Raw genomic sequence first — 22,928 nt, forward strand, 5'->3', positions numbered from 1 at the left:
AAATACGAATACCTATCAATTAATTTAGTAAAAAAAAAAAAAAAAAAACAATTTTCAGTTGGTGTTTTAAAATTTATTTGAACTTTTATTCGTTTTAATTCCATAACTTGAAACATTAGCGAGACCAGCCTCGATTCGAGCCGCGAGTTGACCACTTAAAATATCATTTGGAGTTATACTTTCAATCCAAATACACTCTTTTTGATTTTGAGCTTTCAAATGATAAACATCAAAATGATATCCTTTCTCTTCTAACACCTCAAAAACACTTACGATGAAATCACTAAGTTCATCTATACTTTGGGTTTCAAGTGTAAACTGTAACGTAATTTGTGCTGAAATAGGCAAAGTTTCATCAAATTCCATCCCGAGTTCTAGGATCTTTGACATATAATCGACTGCATCAAAGTCATAATAAACAAATGACTGATTCTCTTTAAGGTGGAACTTCTCATTAAGTAACTCATTTACCAAAATAGAATACTGTGCTGATAATCGCTTTAATGTATTAAAATAACTCAACACATGACTTTCATACGTATCATCCACAATCTCACCATTTTGATAGCTCACTGAAAAATTTAAATCTTCATTTTCCTCATGGTAGATTAGCGATTGATACGAAGCAGTTTCAAAAACATACGTCGCTTCTTTCACTTTCAAATCTTCTTTAGGATATTGATGTTCAACATATCCCTCAATCGCTTTCGTTGCTTTATTAGCATCGAATGGATTTCCAATTAATGAATTAGCTCCGGCTAAAATCCATAGTAACAAAAAAGTCCCCATTACACCTAAGACGGAACGTTTTTTCCAATTCACCGTCTGATTGAATAAACACCTGAAACAACTTAAAATCAAAGCCCCTATTCCGATTAATGCCGCATACGTCATTGTCATAAAAATAGAAAAACTAATCATCCCGCTATAAATCCCAGACTGAATTAATTCCCACCCCAATAACAATGCGAATAAAGTACTCATTAAATAAACTAGCATCTTCAAAACTGGTAATACAGTTCCAATCCTAAGAAAAGCTCCTACGATAGGAAATAGCAAACTATTATAAAACAAGGAGTCTGTCCCCGTGTTTAAGACGCCAACCCATAAAAGGACAAGCCCTAATCCTAAACTACCTTTTTGAATGGTTAATTTCATATTCCCCCACCTTTAAAAAAGATCTTTCTTGCCTTAATCTTACACATCTCTTGCAAATATTTCAATGCTGTGCAGACTTAATCCTTCGACAACATTTTTAAATTAATGGCGGTTTTTCTCCTTTCAAAAAGAAAACCAGCCTTTATTTAAGAAATTTGGCTGGTTTTGAACTTATTCATATTCTTTTACAACAGATTGGTTATAAAATTCAATAATTTGTCGCATGACAACGGAATCAAGTCGTTGATCAATATCATATAACACTCCATTATACGCCATTAATTGCTCTTTGGGAACAGATTCTAGGCTTCCGTAAATGGCTTTAATTTCTTTCTCAATCGATTGTTTTAACTCAACATTTGTCACTACATCATGCCCTCGTCCTTCATAACTCACAAACGTAAAGTTCGTATTCGCTCCAAATAAATGTTTATACTGTGCGAAATTTTGTTGATAACTCACTACTTCATCATCTTCACTATGCATCAACATGACTTTGGCTTTTGTTGTACCAAGTCCTTCTACCCCACTCAACGTTGCATAATGACCGAACTTCAGATATTCATAAAATCTGACATAGGGTGTTAATAATTTAATTCCCTTCCCCATCATTTGGCCTCCCGCTTCCACAATCATATCAATAGATTCATCAAATCCAGAGCGCTCAACAACTGCTGTTATATCCTCATGCTCATTTAATACAGCCATAACAGCATAGCCACCCATACTATGACCGTACAACATAATTGGGAGACAATCAAACTGTTCATCGTTTTTCACATAATTGATCGCGTAATCTAAATCAATGATTGCCTGAGGCAATCCTTTCATACTACTTCCTTCACTTTCATCTGTTCCGGTTCCATCATAAGCAAACACTGTGTATCCATTTTGAGTCATAAACTGAATTTCAGGTAAATAGCTATTGTGTCCACCACCAAGTCCATGTGCCAAAATAATCACACCGTTTGGAAAACTTGTTTCTTCTTGTGTATAAATATAACCAGCCAATAATTGTTGTTTATTAGATTCAAAGAAGGCTGGCGTTTGAACTAATCCTTCGAATTCCTTAACTTCATATTTCAACTCATCTGGCGTTGTATAACGCCCCCCAAAATTTTGTTCATATATGAAGACACTTAAACCAAATGGAATGATTACGACAATGAGTAATAAAACAATACCCCCAATCCAATAGCGTTTTTTTCTTTGCTTCATCTTTTCTCTCCTCCATGACACATCATATCTTGTTAGATTATATGCACGAGGTTCAAACCTATTCGCGTAAAAATATACAATTTCTTGACGATTCTATTCCTAATCCTGATTTAACAACTTAACTCAATTAAAACTGCCTCCTATTCACTATGTACATAAAAATAGCATCGTCCCCTAAAATGAAATTAATAACATCCCTTTTATTGAAAGTCTTTTAAACTGCTGTCTTCTTTCACACTTATGAGAGATAATTATTCAAAGGGCTCTTTTGCCTGACATTTCTCAAAAGTATCTGGTCAGATTTATTGATTATTCTGTTGCAAAATATACCTCCTACGATGTGTTTTCTTAGTTTTCTCTCAATTCATAAAAAATCGTAAGACTCCATCTTACGATCACAATTTAAGCTTTATTTCTTTTAAATAACTAATCCCATTCATCACCCAATAGATGATAAATCCAATCATCATAAATAGCAGAAGACCTAGACTACAAACGACTAAGAGCGCTACTCCTTTTGTTAAATAAATCATCTTAATTAAAGTTACCATCAACAAGTAGGAAACAAATGCAGCAATGATCAAGGCGATTAAAAGTATCAGTAGTATGAATTGCATCCACTCATCCTCCCATTTTGTTTTTATTGTTCAAATAACCCCATATCCTCTTTACTCTTATTATAACATCCTTTATTGAAACAATATACTTTTTTCAAACTACTTCATCACTTTCAGTATATTGCTCATATCCTCCACTTAATTTTCGTGCACTAAATTCAACAAAACAGTTGAAACAACTGGCGAATTTTATCGATTAAAATCAGTTGCATTATCGGGTAGTGAATTAATTCGGTGTAAAAACTTGGTCACCCGTTGAACCTCTTGCTCCGAATATGGATAGTTTAACTCTCGACTAATTTCTAAGGCAATTTTATTTGCAAAAGGTCCGATACAAAATAGCTTCTCCCATATTGAAAGATACCCTTTTTTCGGATAAAGATGAATAAACTCAGAATAAATATTTTCACTTAAAAAACGTTTAATCCATCGACCCTCTCTCCCAATGTCAACTGCCCAACCATATTGAAGTCCAATTTTCCAAGATAATAGTTCTATAATCAAGGGCATCATGATGCCATCGTAAACACCTTTTGCCAATGGAAGTTCATCTCGATACACTGCTTTTGCAACTTCAATTTGAGACCACCATAACCGATTTAAAACTTCATAAAATTGTTCATAACTTGGCTTTTCAACATAATGAGAACTGTCATTCGGTTCATCTAGTGGGGGGATGACGCCATCTTTATCTAATAAAATCTTGATTAAAGAATCTGAGTAGATGGTTTTTAAATAGTGACTGAGACATACAAATTGCAAATCTAATCGGACACCATCTTGATATTGAATTTGAAATAAATAGGAACTTTCTGCTAAGTCTGTCATCCTGGTAATCACGGTTTCTCCAAATTGTTGAATCCAATCTTGATTCATTTTATAACTTTCAATTTCTTTATCTAAAATAAATAAATCAAAGTGATAATCTCTCATTAAGTCAATAGGGGCATTTCTATCTAATCGAAGCCCTGACTGAGCAATCGCTCGAATATTCGACCGTTCTTTGGCAAATGCTAAAATTTGAGCCGTGACTACAGAGGGTTGTCGCATTTGAGTCGATTGAATGAGTGTATGATTTTTAATCAAATATAGAGAGATCACTTCACCCTGATGCTCAAATTTTTCTTCTAGCTTAAAACCTACTTGGTGAAGGAGATTGACCATTCCAACATTTAAACTTGAAACTTTTGTTTTAATACAAGGCGTCTTCAACATATCAAAAGCAAACGCTATGACTTCATCGAAAATTTCTATGATGACTGGATCCTCAATATTTTGATTAAATAATTGTAAGGCCATTTCATAGGACATATAATCTGACATTAATTGCAGTGAAATAAATCCTATTAACTCCTCACTTGATATCACATGCACACTAAAAAATAAAGATTCTTGATTGGCTTCCATCCCGTCATTTAAAGGCTCTGCCCCCATTAAATCTACAGGATGGCCACTACGATTTTTTATACTTTTAAATAGACAATGCTGTGTCTGGAAATCCATCGTCACCCCTCCTACAGATCAATGTAATCGTTCTCTATTTTTAATCATATCCCTTTTTAAGCTCAATTATGTACTCTATCATAAACTAGCCATTATTTCTTTCCTATTAAAATATGCAAAGTCCCTAATTTTTATGACTTATCTGTTAATTTACTTAATTAAAAAAAGCATAAGAAAAATCCTATGCTTTAACTTCTAAATTTACGTTTTTTATAATGTGAAACAAACCAAAGCGCTGGTAAAACAAATACTAAACATCCAATCGCTACGATTAATTGTTGAGATTCATTTGAAGGTGAGCTCGTATTTAGTTGATTTCCCCCGCCCATTCTAAATGAACTAAAATTTTCAACCAGTTCCAAAATCATTGGAATTAACGCTTCATCAATTCCTAATTCTTTTAGTAAATTTAAATCTTCCTCTGTTAAGGTTTCTTCTGTCTTCCCTGATAATTGGGCCACAACTTGTTGAATTTGAGTCATATCAAGTGACGCTATCACAGTTTTTAGCTCCTCACTGATCGAGTCAATCAGCCCCTCTCCTGGATTCATTGGTTTGGTATTTATCTGATTTGAAGAGGTTGAATTAGGAGTAGATATTGAATCATTTGGTTGACTTAAATGATTGTTATCCTCTATCGATGGTTTGTTTAAGTCTACTTGATTGCTTTCATTTTCAGTTGATGACTGGAATTCCCTCATCCCCTTTGGACCACCTGCCCCATTTTGACTTCCAAGAGCATCTAAATCTAAGTGTGTTTCAATGTTTCCATAAGTATCACTAGGTTGTTCCCCTGCAAGCTGAGCTTTAATACTTTTTGTTCGATCGGTTCCAAATACAAGTAATTGAGGAATAGAGGCAAGATATTCATCATGACTATAAAAAGCTGTTGCATCATTTGCAACGTAATCATCAATTAGCTCATCTAATTTTTTGATCGTCGCCTCATATTTTCCACTTTCGATATATCCATCAATTAATTCTTGTAAATACTCATGATACATGTCTTTATATTCGTCGACTTCTAGTAATTTTGAAATTAACGGACTATTTGCCATCGTATCTGTTACAGGTTCATCAATCGGGAAGTTAATAACTTTACTACTATCATTGATATTAAAAGCACCAAATGATAAATTAAAATCCCAAGGTAAAATTTGAAATACACCGTCTTGTTCATATAAATAATAATTATGCTTCATACTTCCTGCATAACTATCTAAGTTTACTAAGAACGTATTGACGGCAAAATATCGTAGAATTTCTTCGATATCTAAATATTGTTCTAAATTTGTCCCGTCATTTAAGTTTTTCATCATCTCGATGACTTTGTGATAAGCATCTTCGGTTGTTCCTTTTAAAACACTATTTTCAAAAATAGCACTGTAACTTGATATCTCGTCATCGATATAAACTAAATTACTTCCTGAAGAAGACATGCCTCCCATTGGATTGTTTTCTCTCATTTCATTTCCATTCGGTGGTGTCATTCCCTCTAGTAGTTCTCCGTTACCTGATGTCATTCCCTCTGGCATTTCTCCGTTACCTGATGGCATCATTTTATCTGATGTAACCCTTTCTTCCTGAGCGGTTACCTCGTCTGTTTTTCCTTCTCGAGAAGATTTTTCACCAAACATCATTTGTGAATTTTCATTAAATGGATTGCCTCCGATCATCATCTCTTGCTTGTCTTCTTTGTTGCCCATGTTCATTGAATCACTTTCAGGTTTATATAAACTTCCGGAAATCGTCCCAAAATAACGTTGGACAAAACTTTCCTCCATGACCTCAAGTGCAAGATATAACCCCCATGGTTCACCATTAATTTTGATATTAGCATAACAATATCCGGGAGTCGCAATCCCCATGGCACTAAACATATCGTATGATAAATATTCTTTCATGTAGGTTGCGTCACCAATCATGTTATTGAGTGCCAGTTTATCTAATCCGTATAGGCTTTGTCCGTCAACGTATTCTGAAAAATCAACTTTAAAGCTAAATCGATCCGTGCTATCATCACTTGCTACCATACTTAAAGATGAATTTCCTTTCGGTCTAATGCCTACAGATTCAAATACTTCACCATTAATGACGATATCAGCCATCACATATTGTTCTGATATAGCATTTTCAATCATTGAATTCCAATTTTCTTCTGATATTTGAATATCTATCTCTAACACTTCGTCTGCGTTAAAAATTTTTTCAACATAGGCGGGTTGTGCCACTTTAGTTAAACTGGCTGATATGGTTTCATGGTTCGATATCCACATTAAGAGTCCAGTCAATAAAACCATTCCACACACTAATAGAACCATTAAACGATTGACACTTTTCTCATTACGCAACAACCATCACCTCCTTACTTGTTTAATATCATTTATCCTAAATAATCACCATTATAAGAAACTAACACGGCATTTTTTACGCCACTAATTTGACTGATTTCGTTTACAAATTTTGTTTCCATTTCTTTCAAACGAATTTCAACTGTCACTTCGATTCCATTTTGAGCTGAGACTGTTTTAGATTTGATGACATGTTTTTTTACATAAGCATTGACTGTTTTTAATGCTTCTTTTTCACTCTCATCATTTAGGCACGATAACACTAATAAATAAGGATTATCAGTTGTTTGGCGATTGATGAATAAAACTAAGATGATTCCAATAAATAATGATCCGAAGACCGCTAATGGAATTAATCCTGCTCCAATCACAATTCCAGCACTAATTGACCAAAATAAAAAGGCAATATCGAGCGGTTCTTTAATGGCGCTTCTAAAACGAACGATTGATAACGCCCCGACCATCCCGAGTGATAAAATAACGTTTGATGTAATCGCTAAAATAATTAAGGTTGTAATTAAGTTTAATGCAAGTAATGACACACAAAAACTATGAGAATACATGACTCCTTTAAATGTTTTTTTATAAACAGCCATAATAAAGAGCCCGATTACAAAGGCTAAGGTCAAAGCAATGATTGTATCTAATACTGAAAACGCTGAGATATTCTCCATAAAACTTGATTTAAAAATATCGCTAAAATTTAGTGTTGCAAACATAACATTTCCCTCCTAAAGTCATTAACCATAAATCCGGCAAACCGCATACTTTGAAACGGATGTTGACCGACTATAATTGTTTTGTAAAACATCTGAAATAAACTCCGGTAAAAATTCATCAAATTTAACTTCTAGTATGATGAGATTTGAATCCAGCCCTTCAACAGTTGGCAGCAACGGATTTAGGGCATCAATTGAAGTGATTCCAGTTCTAATTCTTTTATCAAACGTGATCCGAACGTTTCCCACGTCGTGAATATAAGCCTCTCTGGTATAATCCACGATAGTTTTAGGTCTGAGTAGCTCGGTTTTCATCTTATAATAAAGTTCTTGATGCAAAGCGTGTGTGGAATTTTTTAAAAACTCAAACTCTCCATCCATAATTGATTGAGCTTGCTCATCACTCAATGGAGCACTCACTTTGGCACATAAACCGTTCACCTTTGATTTTTTCTCCAACCGAATAAAACTGACATCATCGTTATAATATCGAATTCTAAACTTTTCTCGATTATTAATCCCCATTAACTTTTCTTGTAAAGCTTTATCATGATAGTTATCAAAGTAGATACTTCGAATTTTATATTCTCCGAGCTCGTTTGCATGGTGATCACATCGCAGTAAAAATTTCAAACGATTTCGAAGCAGTAAATAATCGCCGTAATTAATGTAATGTTTAATTTCATGTCTAAACTTCATCTGACTCACCTCCTAAATAGCTGACTAGAGCTATTATAAATTCCATTTCTTAACATAATCTTAAAAATTTAATAATTAATTAATTATATTTTACTTGGTTTTCCTTTTTAACAAAATTTGTTATCCTTATAATAAAGAAATAGCCGTCAAATTTCAGAATGTTTTAAGTTTCGCTTGATAACATTAAACGTATGAGGTGATAAATATGAGAATCTTAGTGGTAGAAGATGAGATTCGCTTAGCAGAAGCGATTAGCCAAATATTAAAAACAAACAAATATGATGTGGATGTGTTTCACGATGGACAATCAGGTCTTGATTATGCCTTAACAGGTATTTATGATTTAATTATTTTAGATATTATGTTACCTAAGTTAAATGGATTTGATATCTTAAAGATGTGTCGTCAGGATAAAATTAAAACGCCGATTTTATTTTTAACTGCAAAAGATGAAATTGCAGATAAAGTCCGTGGACTTGATTTAGGAGCTGACGATTACTTAACCAAACCCTTTGCGACCGAAGAGCTATTAGCGAGAATTCGCGTTCTTCTTCGTCGACAAGGTGAAATCACAACGGATACCCTACGTTTTCATGATGCTGAACTTAACTTATCCACTTATGAGCTATCTTGTGGAGTCAAATCAGTAAAACTTGGGTTAAAAGAATTTAACATTTTAAATTATTTATTTTCAAATGGTAATCAAATTGTAACTAAAGAACTATTAATCGAAAAGGTATGGGGATTTGACGCAGATGTTGAATACAATAACGTTGAAGTTTATATTTCTTTTCTTCGAAAAAAATTATCTTTTATTAAATCAAATGTAATCATTCGAACGGTCAGAGGCGTTGGATATTGTTTAGGAGTCAATGAATCATGTTAAAAAAACTTAAGAAGCGATTTATTTTGATTAATCTATCCATTCTGATGTCGATTTTTCTTGCTATTTTTGGCGGGACGTATTATTTAATGTACAAAACGAATGTGTCTCAAGCAATGGTCTTGATGGAACAAATCGCCCAAAATACAAGCATTTCACAAAAATTTCCACCGAAGGGGGGATATAATTTAGATCGCAAAGGCCCCTTTCCACTCAATGAAGGTCTGATGCGTAATCATTTTACAGCTTCAATTGATAACACGACTCAAACTTTAACCATTACCTCAAATTTAGAGTCTGATACTGATTTATCGGGAGTGGAATCTATTGTTGAAGATTTATACAATCGTTCGACTGAAACGGGAAAAGTTACAATTAACTCCCTTCCTTTTCGCTATTTAAAAATTACGCGTCCTGAAGGAACACTCTTTGTTTTCTTAGATCGTTCTTCTGAAATGACGACCTTGACGCAACTTGCACTTGTCTTAATTTTTATTGGATGTATTACATTAATTGTTTTAGCTGTCATTAGTTTTTATTTAGCGTCTTGGGCAATTAAACCAGTGGCTTTAGCTTGGCAAAAACAGCAACAATTTGTCGCCGATGCTTCCCATGAATTAAAAACTCCCTTAACAGTCATCCATACAACGACAGATGTCATTTTAGCGAATCAACATCAAACCATTAATGAACAACGAAAATGGATTGATCACATTAAATCTGAGACGGAACGAATGTCAAAACTTGTTAGCGACTTACTCTATTTAGCGAAAATTGATAGTAATGAAGTGTTATTAAAATCAGCTTCTTTTGATTTAAGCGAAGCCATTATTAATGCCGCGTTACCGCTTGAATCGGTGTTCTTTGAGTCTGGGAAAGAATTAGTTTTAGATATTGAACCGGACTTAATGTTTACAGGCGAAGAAGAACGAATTGCACAAGTAGCCATTATTTTACTTGATAATGCATTGAAACATTCACCAACTCAAACTCAAATTATGCTTTCTTTAAAGAAAGAGCATGAACAATTTATTTTAGCTGTCAAAAATAAAGGTGTTGGGATTCCACCTGAGCATCTTGATAAGATTTTTGAGCGTTTTTACCGTGCTGATGAATCACGTGCTCGTGATACAGGTGGCTATGGATTAGGTCTTTCTATTGCTAAAACAATTGTTAGCCAGCATCATGGGCAAATTTCAGTGAAAAGTATTCCAAATGATGAAACAACGTTTACAGTCATCTTCCCTACTAAAATTTCGAAGCGCCATCAAAAATGAGATAGCCTCCTATTTATACCTTCGATATCAGCACAAAAGTAGACATTTATTTCATTTTGCGATAATCTATTAGTAATTAAGGAGGATGCAGGTAATGAAATTTATTTCATGGAATGTAAATGGATTGCGTGCTTGTGTGAAAAAAGGATTTTTAGATTTTGTCGAAGCAGAGCAACCTGATTTTTTATGTGTACAAGAAACAAAATTACAAGAAGGTCAAATTGATTTGCAATTAGATGGCTATTATCAATATTGGAATTATGCCGTGAAGAAAGGTTATTCAGGAACGGCTATTTTTACAAAACATGAGCCATTACAGGTGACTTACGGCCTTAATATTGCAGAACATGATCAAGAAGGTCGTGTCATTACCCTCGAATATAATGATTTTTATTTGGTAACGGTCTATACACCTAATTCTCAAAATGAGTTGGCACGACTCGATTATCGCTTGACATGGGAAGAAGCTTTTAGAAATTATTTGATAGGATTAGATGTTTTAAAACCAGTCATTGTTTGCGGTGATTTGAATGTAGCCCATCAACAAATCGATTTAAAAAATCCTAAAACAAATACAAAAAACGCTGGATTCACAATCGAGGAACGTAATGAAATGACGAAACTATTAAATAGTGGGTTTATCGATACATTCCGTTATTTTTATCCAACAAAAGAAAATTGTTATAGTTGGTGGTCTTATCGTGCAGGCGCACGTGCAAAAAAACGTTGGATGGCGTATTGATTACTTTATTACCTCAAAAGCATTAGAATCAAGACTTGAAGATGCGAGAATTTATCCTGATGTTTTAGGATCTGATCACTGTCCAGTTGGATTACAATTGAAGAAATAAAAAAGAAGTATGCAACGCATACTTCTTTTAATTTCCATTTGATTCTACCTGCCCTTCAAAAATCTCTTTTTTTCCTTTAGCAAGCTTTGAATGAGTCAATAAATCATAAAAACCAGAAATACTGTATGAAATAATCATGACTATAATAATCGCCATAACATGTGAAGATCCAAAATATTCAATCGCCATCATAATTCCAGTTAACGGTAAGGCTGTTGCGCCGCAAAAAACTCCAATCATCCCAAGTGCTGCAACTGAAGCAACAGGTAATTTAAAAAATGTTGCAATGGCACTCCCAAATGTTGCTCCAACAAAAAAGGTTGGATTTCCACGTCCCCCTTGAAAAACAGACCCTAGGGCAACAGCTGTAAAAATAATCTTCCAAATAAACTCAATGAGACTAACGGGTTCCTCAAAGGCTAAAGCGATATGTGACTGTCCTAACCCATTATAATTATCCCCAGCCATCCAAAAAAGAATAATTGTTAGCACGCCCCCTACCATACCTTTAATATAGGGGCTCTTAATCCACCTAGAATAAATTTTAGGGGCTAGGTCTAAAGCCCCATTAAACATCATGGCCACCAGTCCAAATAACAGCCCCATTCCAACTAATTTTAAAATTAAAGTCAAATCAAGAGCTCCAAGCTCTAAAGAGGGATAAGTAATGAGTTCATCTCCAATTTGTTTCGCAACCTCACTTGAAATAACACTTGTTAAAAAAGCAGGAAGTAATGCTTCGTAATGAAACTTTCCCTTTAAAACTAATTCCATTCCTAAAATAGCTCCGGCTAATGGTGTATTATAAAGGACGCCAAAGCCACTTCCAACACCTGCAACAACTAATGTCCGTTGCTCCTCATCACTTAAATGAAATTTTCTTGATAAAAAATCACCTGTTATCCCACCGATCGCAACTCCCGCTGCTTCTTTCCCTGCTGATCCTCCAAAAAAAGTTGTCACCAAAGATCCAATCACAACAGCCGGAATCATGGAAAGCGGAATATTCTTCGCAGCTTGTTGAACTTCTGATTTTAGTAAATTCTCTCCTGAATACGCATTTCGTCTAACTTTCACGTATAAAAAACTGATAACTACTCCTGCAACAGGTAAACCAAAGACTAACTTCTCATGAGTGCTCCGATAGTGATTAGCTGTACTTAAGATTTGTTTAAATCCACCTACCATCACACCAATCATGACTCCCATTAAAAGACTCAATAGGATCCATTTAACGAGTTGTAAGCCTAATTTTTTGAATGAATCCATTTCAACTCCACCTTTTATTTATTATTAATTCTAGTTTTAACATTTAATAACATTTTATGAATTTTTCATAACAAAAAAGAGATCCGACTTCGATCTCTTGTTATAATTCTTCTTTTTTCAATTGAATATTATTAAACTCATGAACATCTAATAAATGATTAATCTTGAATTGAATATAACGACTATTTTTCGTCATAATTAAGACTAATCGCGACATGAACATCAATAAAATACATGACCAGCCAATGTTAAATAAAAACATATCCGACTCAAAGCGATAGCAATAAATAATGGGTAATAATAATGATAAAATGAGTAATAACACTAACATAATTAAAATGATTAAATTTAGTTTTACTCGTGTCTGAATCCCCACCATTAACTCGAGCGTTTTTTCTAATTTATGATTTCTCATTTCAAGTAAACGTTTGGGAATTTCATCGCCTGCATAATAAAAGGCTCTCCCCATATTTTTCGTTAAATGAATATGAATTAATAAATATTGTAGCACCACCCCAATAATTGTCCCATTAACTAAAATAACAGCTAAAATAATACAATATTCTTTAAATGACGAACGTGTCATTAAAACTTCAACTAAAGAAATTAAAGATAAAAAAGTTCCGATATTAAATCCAGTTAAAAAAGTCGTCCATTCTTTAGGATTTTTCCCCATCTTCATCTTCTCCTCTCACTCGACAGTTATTCCATTTTAACATATGAATTTTAAAGATGTTGTCTATCTCTGTCTATAAAATTCAAAAAAAACCACGTCAAACGCGGGTTTTTAATCGCGTAATTCGACATGGTTGATGAGTTATTTTTCTTTAGAAATGGCATATGCAGATAACAAAATTAAAATACAACCTATTAACTTTAAAATTGTTAAATCTTCGTGTAATAAAATGAGTCCAAATACAACGCTTGTGATAGGTTCAAATAAACAAAGAATCGATGCTTTGGTGCTTCCAATTAATTTAATTCCGATTTGCAGTAAAGCAACGGCGAACACTGATACTAATAATGAAATGATTAATGTTAATCCCCAGGCGATGGGCGTTAAATTAATCATTAAAGAATGAGTTCCCATCCCATAAACGAACACCGCAGCAGATACCACTAAGTTAATATAAAAAGTCAGTTTAAACGAATCTAACTCTTTAAGGCCACTTTTATCAATATATAAAATGAAGAAGGCGTAAGTCATTCCTGATACCAACGCTAAGAAAACACCATACAAACTAATATGACCACTTAAATCAATAAAACATAACATTCCAATCATAGCCAGTATGATTGAGATGACTTTAGCTCGTGTCCACTTTTCTTTAAAATATAGAACAGCTGCTAACACAACAAATGCAGGATAAACAAAATGTAGTGTTGTCGCCATTCCAACTGATAAATAGTCATACGTCGCATAAAGCGTAATTGTTGTAACTGTCTGCCCTAAAATTCCGACAATTAGCAAATGAATCCATTGTGACTTTGTCACTTTTAATGAGACTTTTCTATATTTCAAGATACCATATAGCACAGGTAAAGAAAAAAGGGCTCGATAAAAGGTCAAACTAATTGCGTTACTTCCACCACTATAGGTCCATTTAGCTAAGATTGGGGTGAATCCAAAAAGAAAGGCAGATAAGATTGTGAGTAAAACACCTTGATTTCGTTTCATAAACCGGTCAACCCTTTCTCTTTTAACCACTAAATAATCAGTTATTTCGTCTATAGCCTATCAGATTTATTATAAGCAATCAAGGTTTTTTTATCTATCTTTTTTATTTGAACAGCTGTTTACAACACTTAGCACGATGGACGGTATAAAAAGGTGAATCTGCTTTTTTTAGTTGTTCGGGTGTTGGATATAACAGTTGTTGCTCAGCAACTGTTACCTGAGGCATCCAAAGTAGGTATTTGGTCATAAAAATAGGGCCAGTTTGCTCATCGATGCTTTTATTCTCATCATTAGATAGCGAATATTTTAACCCATCTAGTAACTCTTTGATTAAATCATGTTTTTTCGTCACAGCCATCAACTCATTTGATAAATAGAAATCATCTTCGGTGCCTACGAAAAATTCACCCTCTTGTAATAAAGGTTCAATGTTTTTAAAGCATTCCATATCAATGTCAACATAGACTCCGCCATATTGATATAACACTTCGTAACGGACAATATCCGCTTTTTGTCTTAGATCCTCTACCTGATTATAAAGATCTTGATTTTGTAAAGGAATCAAATTCTCATCTGTCCATAAGATAAATTGCCAATCAGGGTGATATGTTTTCCATGACTGCATATATGACTGAATTTGAGTTGGAATCGGACGCTTTCCAAGCCAAATTTGATGAATAATTTTAGGAATTAATTGTCCCATATTTCCCCCTCCTTTTTGTTATACCATATGATATTTTCTTCCAAAACGCCTGTACATTTTTCCCCTTACAAACCAAGAAGCCATGACAGGTAGGAGCCTCAAGTAATTTAACTTGTTTAACTTGATGAAGTTTTATATAATAAGTGAGTGAATTAGAGAAGATGAGGAGGATTTATGAATTTTTCAAGCTTTTTAAAATTAATTGAAATCCAAACTAAAGTGGCCAGTATTATCCCCTTTTTATTTGGGTCATTATATGTCTACTACCGTTATCATGTTTTTTCTATCAAGAATGCCGTCATTATGTTTATCTCAATGATTATTTTTGATATGACCACCACGATGATTAATAATTACATGGACTACAAACAGGCCATAAAAAAAGAAGGTTATGGTTATGAAATCCATAATCCCATCGTTGGTGATCAATTAGCACCTAAACAAATTAAACGGTTGATTATTTTCATGCTTTGTTTATCTGGTTGTTTTGGACTGTTACTCGTTAGCCAGACGAATGCCTTCGTTCTTTTTCTTGGAATCATTTGCTTTATTATTGGGATTGGTTATTCTTTTGGTCCTCTTCCCATTTCAAGAACTCCTTTTGGCGAAATTTTTTCAGGGATTACGATGGGATTAATTCTGACTTTTATTAGTATGTATATCCATATCTACGATCAAGAGTTTATTAGCTTTCATCATGAGAGTACACATATTGAATTATTCATGAATGTGTCTCAATTGTTAGTTTTAGTCATTGTGTCGATTCCATTGATAATGGGAATTTCTAATATTATGTTAGCAAATAACATTTGCGATATGGATGATGATTTAATAAATCAACGCTATACCTTACCGATTTGTATTGGAAAAGAGCGTGCCCTACTTTTATTCTTTGCACTTTATATTTTTGGATATTTTTCAATTATCTTTGGTGTGATGATTGGTGTTCTACCTTTCGTTTCATTAGTCACTTTAGTGACACTCAAACCGGTCCTTCACCATATTAAACAATTTGTTGATGCTCCCTCAAAACAGCATACGTTTAGTTTAAGCGTCAAAATTTTTATCCTCATTAATGTTGTCTATCTTTCAAGCATTTTAATAGCGATTATCATTTAACGAGTGTCCCTCAAGCACTCGGTTTCATTAGGTAAATAAAAACCATAAGGTTAAAATCCTTATGGTTTTTTTGTATGTTATTCAGATTACTCTTAAGCTTCTTGTTTTACTGAACGTTTTAGGAAGGCTAAGATTAAGGCTCCCACAACAGATCCAATTAAAATAGCTACTAAGTACATTGGCCAGTTTCCTACTACTGGGAAGACGAAGATTCCACCATGAGGTGCAGGTAATGTACAATTAAACACCATTGTTAACGCTCCCGCTACTGCTGATCCAATCACACAAGATGGAATGACTTTTAGTGGATCGGCTGCTGCAAATGGAATAGCTCCTTCTGTGATAAATGATAATCCCATAATATAGTTAACTTTACCAGCATCTTGTTCTTGTTTTGTAAAACGGTGTTTAAAGAAAGTTGTCGCTAACGCAATTGCTAACGGTGGAACCATCCCACCTGCCATTACAGCTGCCATAACCGCTTCATTTCCTGAATTTAAAGATGCAATCCCAAAGACATAAGCCGCTTTATTGAATGGTCCTCCCATATCGATTGCCATCATACCAGCAACAACAATTCCTAATAAGATAGCTGAACTTGTTCCTAAACTATTTAAGAAGTTAGTTAATCCATTATTTAAAAAGGCTACTGGTGGATTAACAATAAATGTCATCACAATCCCAATTAACAGTGTTCCTAATAAAGGATATAATAGCACCGGTTTAATTCCTTCAAGTGATTGTGGTAAGAATGATAATACTTTTCGAAGTAATAATACTAAATATCCGGCAATAAACCCTGCCAGTAACGCACCTAAGAATCCTGCCCCACCAGCGTTTGCTAAGAATCCACCAACAAATCCGACAACCATCGCTGGACGGTCTGCGATACTAACGGCAATAAATCCAGCTAAAACAGGTAATAAGAATCCAAATGCTGCATCTCCTACTGATTTAAAGAAAGCTGCAAACGGCGTATTTGAACCAAAATTACTTGGATCAATTGAGCGATCATCAAATAGGAATGCTAAAGCAATTAAAATACCACCTGCTACAACGAATGGTAACATGTTTGACACACCATTCATTAAGTGTTTATATAATTGACGACCAAGGCTTTCGTTTGATTCTTCCACTTCTTGTGCGCCTTCTGCACTATGATAAACTGGCGCATCGCCATTAATGGCACGTGTGATTAATTCTTCTGATTTATGAATTCCATCCGCCACTTTTGTTTGAATCACTTTTTTACCATTAAAGCGTGCCATTTCTACTTTTTTATCAGCCGCTACAATGATTGCGTCACAGTTTTCAATTTCTTCTTTCGTTAAAACATTTTTAGCTCCTGCTGAACCGTTTGTTTCAACTTTAATTGAAATTCCCATTTCAGCTCCTTTTTTATTTAAACTTTCAGCAGCCATAAAGGTATGAGCAATTCCAGTTGGACAGGCTGTTACCGCTAACACTCGAGGGTATTTTGAATCTTTTGCTGATGTTGGCGTTTTCACCTCTTCAACCACTTCTTCTTCAGGGAATTTTTCTGTTTCCTTCGCATCAATTAAAGATAAAAATTGATCCACTGATGTGGCATTCATTAAATCTTGACGGAATGTTTCATCCATTAATATTGTTGATAAACGCGATAATACTTCTAAGTGAGTATTATTCGCTCCATCTGGTGCTGCAATCATGAAGAATAAGTGAGCTAAGCTTCCGTCAAATGATTCATAGTCCACTCCTGCTTTACTAACGGCTGCTGCTAAACATGCTTTTTTAACCGCTTTCGTTTTGGCATGAGGGATTGCAATGCCCTCCCCAATACCTGTTGTACTTTGCTCTTCACGAGCAATAATACCTTGCTTATACTCTTCTTTATTATTTAAATTGCCACTTGCATTGACTAAATCAACTAATTCATCGATCGCTGACATTTTATTAGTTGCTTTTAAATTTAAACTAATTGATTGCTTATTTAATAAGTCAGTAATTCTCATTTTTAAAGCCTCCTATTATAATGGTTTAACGGTAATTTGATCTACTAACTGATCAATATATTCTTTTGTTGCGACATCTGAAGAAAAGGCAGTTGCACTTCCACTCGCTGCCCCTAATTGTAGGGCCTTTTCATAGCTATGAGAGTTTAAATAACCCGCCATAAATCCAGCAACCATTGAATCTCCTGCTCCAACAGAGTTTTTAACTGTTCCCTTTGGAACATTACTTTGAAACACATCATCATTTTCTGTGATTAAAACTGCGCCGTCTCCACCCATCGAAATTAAGACATTTTGAGCACCCATTTCTTTCAACTTACGTCCATAAACCAGTAGCTCATCAATACTTTTAATTTCAACATTAAACATTTCCGCAATTTCATGATGATTTGGTTTAATTAAGAAGGGACGATATTTTAAAACATTGAGCAATAAGTTTTTCGTGGCATCAACTACAATTTTGACCCCCTTGTTTTCCAAATGCTTCATAATTTCTTCATAGAAATTATCAGGCAATGTTCCCGGGATACTTCCTGCTAACACTAAAACATCTTCTGCTGTTAAACCATCGAATTGCGCATACAAGTTGGCAATATCTTCTTTAGAAATCGCAGGCCCAACTCCATTAATTTCAGTTTCATCTACGATTGTTTTCACTTTCATATTAATACGTGAGAAGCCTTCTTTTAAATGAATAAAATCCGTTTTAATTCCTTTTGAATGGAGACTCTCTTGAATAAACACTCCTGTAAATCCACTAATAAATCCTAAGGCAACATTATCAACCCCATGTTGATTTAAAATTTGTGAGACATTGATTCCTTTTCCACCCGCATATAAGTTTTCAGTACTCACACGATTGACAGAGCCTTCATTTAACTGATCCATCGTCACGACATAATCTATGGACGGATTTAATGTAACTGTATAAATCATTGTTTCACTACCTTCACTGTTGTTTTTTCATGATAACGATTTAAATCGTCTTCTAAATTTGTAATAATCGTTGCATCATTCAATTCTGCAAAACGCGTAAAACTGACTTCTCCAAATTTACTTCCGTCTGCTAAAACGAAGATATCATTTGAAGCCTTAATGGCATTTTCTTTAATCATGGCTTCTTCTGGATCAGGTGTTGTAAATCCATGCATAGAGTGAACCCCATTAGCACCCATAAAGCATTTGTCAAAACGATAACGATTTAATGTCGTAATCGCTTCATACCCTACGACCGCTTTAGTATTTCGCTTGACTTTACCACCTAAAACAAAACACGGGATGTCATACTCAATTAATGATTCAACATTAGATAATCCATTTGTGACAACCATGATTTTTTTTCCAGCTAAATATTTAATCATCTCAAACGTCGTCGTTCCAGAGTCAATATAAATGCTATCACCATCTTCAACAAGCGCGGCAGCGTATTTGGCAATGGCGTCTTTTTCATGACTGTTTTGTGCAGCTTTTTCATTATAACTACTTTCAACAAATTTATTTTTAACATTAACTGCTCCACCATGAACGCGTTTTAAATAATTTAAATTTTCTAGAAAAACTAAATCTCGTCGAATTGTTGATTCTGAGATATTAAATCTTTCAACCAGGTCTGAAACTTTGACCGAGCCTTTTTGTTTTAATTCAGTTATAATGAGTTGATGTCTCTCTTCCGTAATCACTTTTTCACCTCAGTTATTAACTTACCCATATTTATCTAAATCTATTTAAGAATTTATTTTGTTGAAGTTGTTTACAACCCTATTATATTTAAAACGATTACATAAGTCAATCATTTTTCTTCATAAACATTCATTTTCATCCAAAAATCTTTCACAATCATTCATCGACCGAAAATAATACAGCTTTCAACTATCATTTTGGACCTTTAAGTGTTAAAATTCATTCAAATTCATTCATAAAACAATCAAAATCATTTTCTCTTTTTGACTAACAAAAAAAAGATGATAGATCCCGCAATCTATCATCTTTTTTTCCTTATTATATATAGGCGGTCATTTCACGAGTGAAATAATACCATGATCCATTCACACCGCAAAGTCTCCAACCTTCTTTTCCTAATTCATTTAATTTTTGATTTAATATTTCCTGAGTTTTGGTTTGTTCCTGATTAAGGACACTTTTAATATCTACGTCTATTTGTTCTAATCGGTATTCAAATTTTTTCATCGCCTAAAGCTCCTTTAATGATTTGATATCACATTATAAGTATGAGCTTTAAAAAATATGCTACTTTGGAATGTTTTTTTTTATTTTTTTTTGATGAATTTATTTGTCTTACATCCTACCAACTAATTTTATGACGTTTTGCCACTTGTTTTTTTTATAAATCTTAATAAGCTTTTGCCCAGTATACAAGTTTCGTTGCCTTTTTCCCGCAGCAAACGCAACTGTCACTTATCTGCTCTTGAACAAAAGGCATACATCGTGACGTAAATCCAACCTCTTCTTTAATTTTATCTTCACATGCTTGATCTTCACACCACATGGCTTTCGTGAATCCTGGGTGATTATCTGCATTATTTCTTAACTCCTCCATGTTTGTCGCTATAAAGGTCATCTCTTCACGTTTAGCTAATGCTTTTGCAAACAAACTTTGTTGAATGTCTTCTAATAATTCCACCACTTTTGTTTCAAGATCATCTAATGATACGATGATTTTTTCACGTGTATCACGACGAACTAAGACCGCCTGATTATTTTCAATATCTTTTGGTCCGATTTCAACGCGAACTGGAATTCCCTTCATCTCATACTCACTAAACTTCCATCCTGGTGTTTTATCCGATGTATCACACTTGACACGAGCAACACTTGCTAGACGTGTTTGAAGCTCACATGCCTTTTCTATAACCCCCTCTTTATGGGCTGCAATTGGAATAATCATAACTTGTGTTGGAGCGACACGTGGAGGTAGTACAAGTCCACTACTATCCCCATGCACCATAATAATAGCTCCGATTAAACGAGTCGTCACACCCCATGAAGTTTGATGCGCATATTGCATCTTTGAATTTTTATCACTGTATTTAATATCAAAAGCTTTTGCAAAACCCGTTCCAAAGTTATGTGACGTTCCACTTTGAAGAGCCTTTCCATCATGCATTAAACTTTCAATCGTATACGTCGCCTGTGCACCCGCAAATTTTTCTTTTTCTGTTTTTTGACCTTTAAGCACTGGAATTGCTAAAAATTCTTCACACATTTTGGCATACGTATTGAGCATCAGTAATGTTTCTTCCTCTGCTTCCTCAGCTGTAGCATGTACGGTATGCCCCTCTTGCCATAAAAACTCAGTTGTACGTAAGAATGGACGTGTTGTCTTCTCCCAACGAACAACAGAACACCATTGATTATATTTCTTCGGTAAATCATTATAACTTTGAATAATTTTTGAATAATGATCACAGAATAACGTTTCAGATGTTGGACGAACAACTAATCGTTCTGATAATTTTTCATTTCCACCGTGTGTCACCCATGCGACTTCTGGAGCAAACCCTTCAACATGATCTGCCTCTTTTTGAAGTAGCGATTCTGGAATTAACATCGGCATGTACACATTTTCATGTCCTGTTTCTTTGAACTTTTGATCTAGATACTGTTGAATATTTTCCCAAATGGCATAACCATATGGGCGAATAATCATACATCCTTTCACACTCGAATAGTCAACTAATTCAGCTTTTTTAACAACATCCGTATACCACTGTGCGAAATCTTCATCAATCGCTGTAATGGCTTGAACAAGTTTTTTACTCATGTTAACTTCCTCCCTACACAGTTTACATTCTATTGACTCATAACCTTTGTTTCATGATGAGCTATACAGTGTGAGGGGTTCATCAGTGATTTCTGTATACAAAAAACCACCGATTTGCTCCCTCTGCAAGGGGCCAAAATCGGCGGTACCACCCTAATTATGATCATATTCCATGGCACTATGATCACATCTTTTTCATCGATAACGAGATGAATCGCTGTAGCCTAATTCAAGTTTTCGGTACAGGGCTCCAAGGCTGGTTCAAGACACCTTTTTGAGAATTTTCACCAACCATTCTCTCTCTACAAAAAAGGGAAGTCTTTACTATTCCTTTTCAACGCGAATATTTGTCTAAATCTTATCCAATAATTTTACATTCGTCAATAGTTTTTTTTCAAAAAATATATTTTTTGTTAAATTTAATCGATTTTAAACCCAAAAAACAATACCTCTCATACCATATCGACTACTTAGGTCAGTCAGCTTTACATTCATCTGCTTTACTCTCATCTAAAAGTTCACAATCCCTTGTTTTCAATCTGCTCTACTGATGTTAAATGGATTACTATATAGAAACAGAAATGTATTTCACTATTATAAATGAGTCTCAGTACTAAAATCTTTTTGATCCTTAGGCGTCACTATAGTCCAGTTAAAAGTTTTCCAAGTGTGAAAAACTTATCTGGACTTATATATATAAGCTTTACTGTCGATAAAAAAAATCAACATTCATGACAAACGTTTCAATCGAAAAAGTCAATATTAAAAAAAATTCCAAATCCATTTTTCACTGATTTCACCTTAAAATTAGCATTTCTTAAACCTGTTGCTACGCCATTCAACAATAACGCTCGAATCTTCACTATGTCCTCATGATTTAATAAGAGTTCAACAGACTCCGCCGTTAAATAATCATTCTTTATCAGTGATTCAGATGATTTATACATCTCAAATAAACAGACAAAATCAACCGCAACTAAACCATAAATTTCTTTCAATCGCTCACTCTAAATTTCCATTTTTTATAATTTATTATCCCCTGTTTTTCATAAAAAAATGATGAGATAAACAAGAAAAAGAAGAGCCCTTAACTCCATCTGCTCTTCTT

General features: G+C 34.2%; 20 protein-coding genes, 1 pseudogene and 1 other annotated feature. Of the genes and pseudogenes, 4 read left to right on the plus strand and 17 right to left on the minus strand.

From position 1 onward, the window contains the following. Positions 1 to 66 precede the first annotated feature (66 nt). The 7 genes from HMPREF9402_RS12575 to HMPREF9402_RS12605 all read right to left on the minus strand — a co-directional run bounded on the left by HMPREF9402_RS12575 (position 67) and on the right by HMPREF9402_RS12605 (position 8,265). On the minus strand, positions 67 to 1,158 hold the full coding sequence (locus tag HMPREF9402_RS12575) for a YfjL-like protein (RefSeq protein ID WP_009607552.1): 1,092 nt from the start codon (positions 1,156 to 1,158) through the stop codon (positions 67 to 69). A 171-nt stretch (positions 1,159 to 1,329) separates the two neighbouring features. Then, complete coding sequence (locus HMPREF9402_RS12580; RefSeq protein ID WP_009607566.1) at positions 1,330 to 2,376, minus strand: alpha/beta hydrolase family protein; 1,047 nt, start codon at positions 2,374 to 2,376, stop codon at positions 1,330 to 1,332. A 395-nt stretch (positions 2,377 to 2,771) separates the two neighbouring features. Next, positions 2,772 to 2,993, minus strand: a complete 222-nt coding sequence (locus tag HMPREF9402_RS12585) for a hypothetical protein (protein ID WP_006785518.1) — start codon at positions 2,991 to 2,993, stop codon at positions 2,772 to 2,774. 189 nt (positions 2,994 to 3,182) lie between these two features. Then, entirely contained in the window at positions 3,183 to 4,496 is a 1,314-nt protein-coding gene (locus HMPREF9402_RS12590; protein WP_009607561.1) for an aminoglycoside 6-adenylyltransferase, read from the minus strand. 188 nt (positions 4,497 to 4,684) lie between these two features. Beyond that, a complete protein-coding gene (locus tag HMPREF9402_RS12595; RefSeq protein WP_230310248.1) occupies positions 4,685 to 6,850 on the minus strand; it encodes a CotH kinase family protein in 2,166 nt (721 codons plus the stop codon). Positions 6,851 to 6,879: 29 nt separating this feature from the next. Further along, positions 6,880 to 7,566 carry a DUF4956 domain-containing protein gene (locus tag HMPREF9402_RS12600; protein WP_006785515.1) on the minus strand — a complete coding sequence of 229 codons (687 nt, stop codon included), beginning with the start codon at positions 7,564 to 7,566 and terminating at the stop codon, positions 6,880 to 6,882. 21 nt (positions 7,567 to 7,587) lie between these two features. Next, positions 7,588 to 8,265 carry a polyphosphate polymerase domain-containing protein gene (locus tag HMPREF9402_RS12605; RefSeq protein WP_155062247.1) on the minus strand — a complete coding sequence of 226 codons (678 nt, stop codon included), beginning with the start codon at positions 8,263 to 8,265 and terminating at the stop codon, positions 7,588 to 7,590. Between the two features lie 205 nt (positions 8,266 to 8,470). Between HMPREF9402_RS12605 and HMPREF9402_RS12610 the strand changes: the two genes are divergently transcribed. The 3 genes and pseudogenes from HMPREF9402_RS12610 (at position 8,471) to HMPREF9402_RS12620 (ending at position 11,276) form a co-directional block, all read left to right on the plus strand. Then, positions 8,471 to 9,151, plus strand: a complete 681-nt coding sequence (locus HMPREF9402_RS12610; RefSeq protein WP_006785513.1) for a response regulator transcription factor — start codon at positions 8,471 to 8,473, stop codon at positions 9,149 to 9,151. Next, the gene (locus HMPREF9402_RS12615; protein WP_009607553.1) at positions 9,145 to 10,425 is read left to right on the plus strand and encodes a sensor histidine kinase; all 1,281 of its coding nucleotides are present in this window, start codon (positions 9,145 to 9,147) and stop codon (positions 10,423 to 10,425) included. Before HMPREF9402_RS12610 ends, HMPREF9402_RS12615 begins: the two co-directional genes overlap by 7 nt. A 94-nt stretch (positions 10,426 to 10,519) precedes the next feature. Then, positions 10,520 to 11,276: pseudogene (locus tag HMPREF9402_RS12620) on the plus strand (exodeoxyribonuclease III). Positions 11,277 to 11,303: 27 nt separating this feature from the next. On the opposite strand, the gene HMPREF9402_RS12625 reads toward HMPREF9402_RS12620, so the two are convergent. From HMPREF9402_RS12625 to HMPREF9402_RS12640, 4 genes are all read right to left on the minus strand, one after another. Beyond that, positions 11,304 to 12,545: a chloride channel protein gene (locus HMPREF9402_RS12625; protein WP_006785510.1), complete on the minus strand. Its 1,242-nt coding sequence runs from the start codon at positions 12,543 to 12,545 to the stop codon at positions 11,304 to 11,306. A gap of 100 nt (positions 12,546 to 12,645) precedes the next feature. Beyond that, positions 12,646 to 13,221: a hypothetical protein gene (locus HMPREF9402_RS12630; protein ID WP_006785509.1), complete on the minus strand. Its 576-nt coding sequence runs from the start codon at positions 13,219 to 13,221 to the stop codon at positions 12,646 to 12,648. A 141-nt stretch (positions 13,222 to 13,362) separates the two neighbouring features. Beyond that, the gene (locus tag HMPREF9402_RS12635; protein WP_009607559.1) at positions 13,363 to 14,223 is read right to left on the minus strand and encodes a DMT family transporter; all 861 of its coding nucleotides are present in this window, start codon (positions 14,221 to 14,223) and stop codon (positions 13,363 to 13,365) included. 103 nt (positions 14,224 to 14,326) lie between these two features. Beyond that, on the minus strand, positions 14,327 to 14,926 hold the full coding sequence (locus HMPREF9402_RS12640; protein ID WP_006785507.1) for a glycosyltransferase family 32 protein: 600 nt from the start codon (positions 14,924 to 14,926) through the stop codon (positions 14,327 to 14,329). A 174-nt stretch (positions 14,927 to 15,100) separates the two neighbouring features. Between HMPREF9402_RS12640 and HMPREF9402_RS12645 the strand changes: the two genes are divergently transcribed. Further along, complete coding sequence (locus HMPREF9402_RS12645) at positions 15,101 to 16,045, plus strand: 1,4-dihydroxy-2-naphthoate polyprenyltransferase (RefSeq protein ID WP_006785506.1); 945 nt, start codon at positions 15,101 to 15,103, stop codon at positions 16,043 to 16,045. 92 nt (positions 16,046 to 16,137) lie between these two features. On the opposite strand, the gene HMPREF9402_RS12650 is transcribed toward HMPREF9402_RS12645, so the two are convergent. The 6 genes from HMPREF9402_RS12650 to HMPREF9402_RS12675 form a co-directional block, all read right to left on the minus strand. Continuing rightward, positions 16,138 to 18,039 (minus strand): PTS fructose transporter subunit IIABC, encoded by a 1,902-nt coding sequence (locus HMPREF9402_RS12650; protein ID WP_006785505.1) that lies wholly within the window; start codon positions 18,037 to 18,039, stop codon positions 16,138 to 16,140. A gap of 15 nt (positions 18,040 to 18,054) precedes the next feature. Further along, a complete protein-coding gene (gene pfkB / locus HMPREF9402_RS12655; RefSeq protein WP_006785504.1) occupies positions 18,055 to 18,975 on the minus strand; it encodes a 1-phosphofructokinase in 921 nt (306 codons plus the stop codon). Further along, positions 18,972 to 19,718, minus strand: coding sequence for a DeoR/GlpR family DNA-binding transcription regulator (locus HMPREF9402_RS12660; RefSeq protein WP_006785503.1), 747 nt, complete (start codon positions 19,716 to 19,718; stop codon positions 18,972 to 18,974). The genes pfkB and HMPREF9402_RS12660 overlap by 4 nt, the downstream gene beginning before the upstream one ends. 319 nt (positions 19,719 to 20,037) lie before the next feature. Continuing rightward, a complete protein-coding gene (locus tag HMPREF9402_RS12665; protein ID WP_006785502.1) occupies positions 20,038 to 20,226 on the minus strand; it encodes a DUF4177 domain-containing protein in 189 nt (62 codons plus the stop codon). A gap of 163 nt (positions 20,227 to 20,389) precedes the next feature. After that, positions 20,390 to 21,820, minus strand: a complete 1,431-nt coding sequence (proS, locus tag HMPREF9402_RS12670) for a proline--tRNA ligase (RefSeq protein WP_009607576.1) — start codon at positions 21,818 to 21,820, stop codon at positions 20,390 to 20,392. Positions 21,821 to 21,945: 125 nt separating this feature from the next. After that, positions 21,946 to 22,167: a binding site (T-box leader), on the minus strand. A 396-nt stretch (positions 22,168 to 22,563) separates the two neighbouring features. After that, complete coding sequence (locus HMPREF9402_RS12675; protein WP_009607546.1) at positions 22,564 to 22,818, minus strand: hypothetical protein; 255 nt, start codon at positions 22,816 to 22,818, stop codon at positions 22,564 to 22,566. Positions 22,819 to 22,928 lie beyond the last annotated feature (110 nt).

Source organism: Turicibacter sp. HGF1 (assembly GCF_000191865.1).
In the GTDB taxonomy this organism is placed as follows: Bacteria; Bacillota_I; Bacilli_A; order MOL361; family Turicibacteraceae; genus Turicibacter; species Turicibacter sanguinis.

What these genes read in the sequence shown, in the direction of transcription:
- HMPREF9402_RS12575 (WP_009607552.1), bottom strand. Translation starts at nt 1,158, where the DNA reads ATGAAATTAACCATTCAAAAAGGTAGTTTAGGATTAGGGCTTGTCCTT.
- HMPREF9402_RS12580 (WP_009607566.1), bottom strand. Translation starts at nt 2,376, where the DNA reads ATGAAGCAAAGAAAAAAACGCTATTGGATTGGGGGTATTGTTTTATTA.
- HMPREF9402_RS12585 (WP_006785518.1), bottom strand. Translation starts at nt 2,993, where the DNA reads ATGCAATTCATACTACTGATACTTTTAATCGCCTTGATCATTGCTGCA.
- HMPREF9402_RS12590 (WP_009607561.1), bottom strand. Translation starts at nt 4,496, where the DNA reads ATGGATTTCCAGACACAGCATTGTCTATTTAAAAGTATAAAAAATCGT.
- HMPREF9402_RS12600 (WP_006785515.1), bottom strand. Translation starts at nt 7,566, where the DNA reads ATGTTTGCAACACTAAATTTTAGCGATATTTTTAAATCAAGTTTTATG.
- HMPREF9402_RS12605 (WP_155062247.1), bottom strand. Translation starts at nt 8,265, where the DNA reads ATGAAGTTTAGACATGAAATTAAACATTACATTAATTACGGCGATTAT.
- HMPREF9402_RS12610 (WP_006785513.1), top strand. Translation starts at nt 8,471, where the DNA reads ATGAGAATCTTAGTGGTAGAAGATGAGATTCGCTTAGCAGAAGCGATT.
- HMPREF9402_RS12615 (WP_009607553.1), top strand. Translation starts at nt 9,145, where the DNA reads ATGTTAAAAAAACTTAAGAAGCGATTTATTTTGATTAATCTATCCATT.
- HMPREF9402_RS12625 (WP_006785510.1), bottom strand. Translation starts at nt 12,545, where the DNA reads ATGGATTCATTCAAAAAATTAGGCTTACAACTCGTTAAATGGATCCTA.
- HMPREF9402_RS12630 (WP_006785509.1), bottom strand. Translation starts at nt 13,221, where the DNA reads ATGGGGAAAAATCCTAAAGAATGGACGACTTTTTTAACTGGATTTAAT.
- HMPREF9402_RS12635 (WP_009607559.1), bottom strand. Translation starts at nt 14,223, where the DNA reads ATGAAACGAAATCAAGGTGTTTTACTCACAATCTTATCTGCCTTTCTT.
- HMPREF9402_RS12640 (WP_006785507.1), bottom strand. Translation starts at nt 14,926, where the DNA reads ATGGGACAATTAATTCCTAAAATTATTCATCAAATTTGGCTTGGAAAG.
- HMPREF9402_RS12645 (WP_006785506.1), top strand. Translation starts at nt 15,101, where the DNA reads ATGAATTTTTCAAGCTTTTTAAAATTAATTGAAATCCAAACTAAAGTG.
- HMPREF9402_RS12650 (WP_006785505.1), bottom strand. Translation starts at nt 18,039, where the DNA reads ATGAGAATTACTGACTTATTAAATAAGCAATCAATTAGTTTAAATTTA.
- pfkB (WP_006785504.1), bottom strand. Translation starts at nt 18,975, where the DNA reads ATGATTTATACAGTTACATTAAATCCGTCCATAGATTATGTCGTGACG.
- HMPREF9402_RS12665 (WP_006785502.1), bottom strand. Translation starts at nt 20,226, where the DNA reads ATGAAAAAATTTGAATACCGATTAGAACAAATAGACGTAGATATTAAA.
- proS (WP_009607576.1), bottom strand. Translation starts at nt 21,820, where the DNA reads ATGAGTAAAAAACTTGTTCAAGCCATTACAGCGATTGATGAAGATTTC.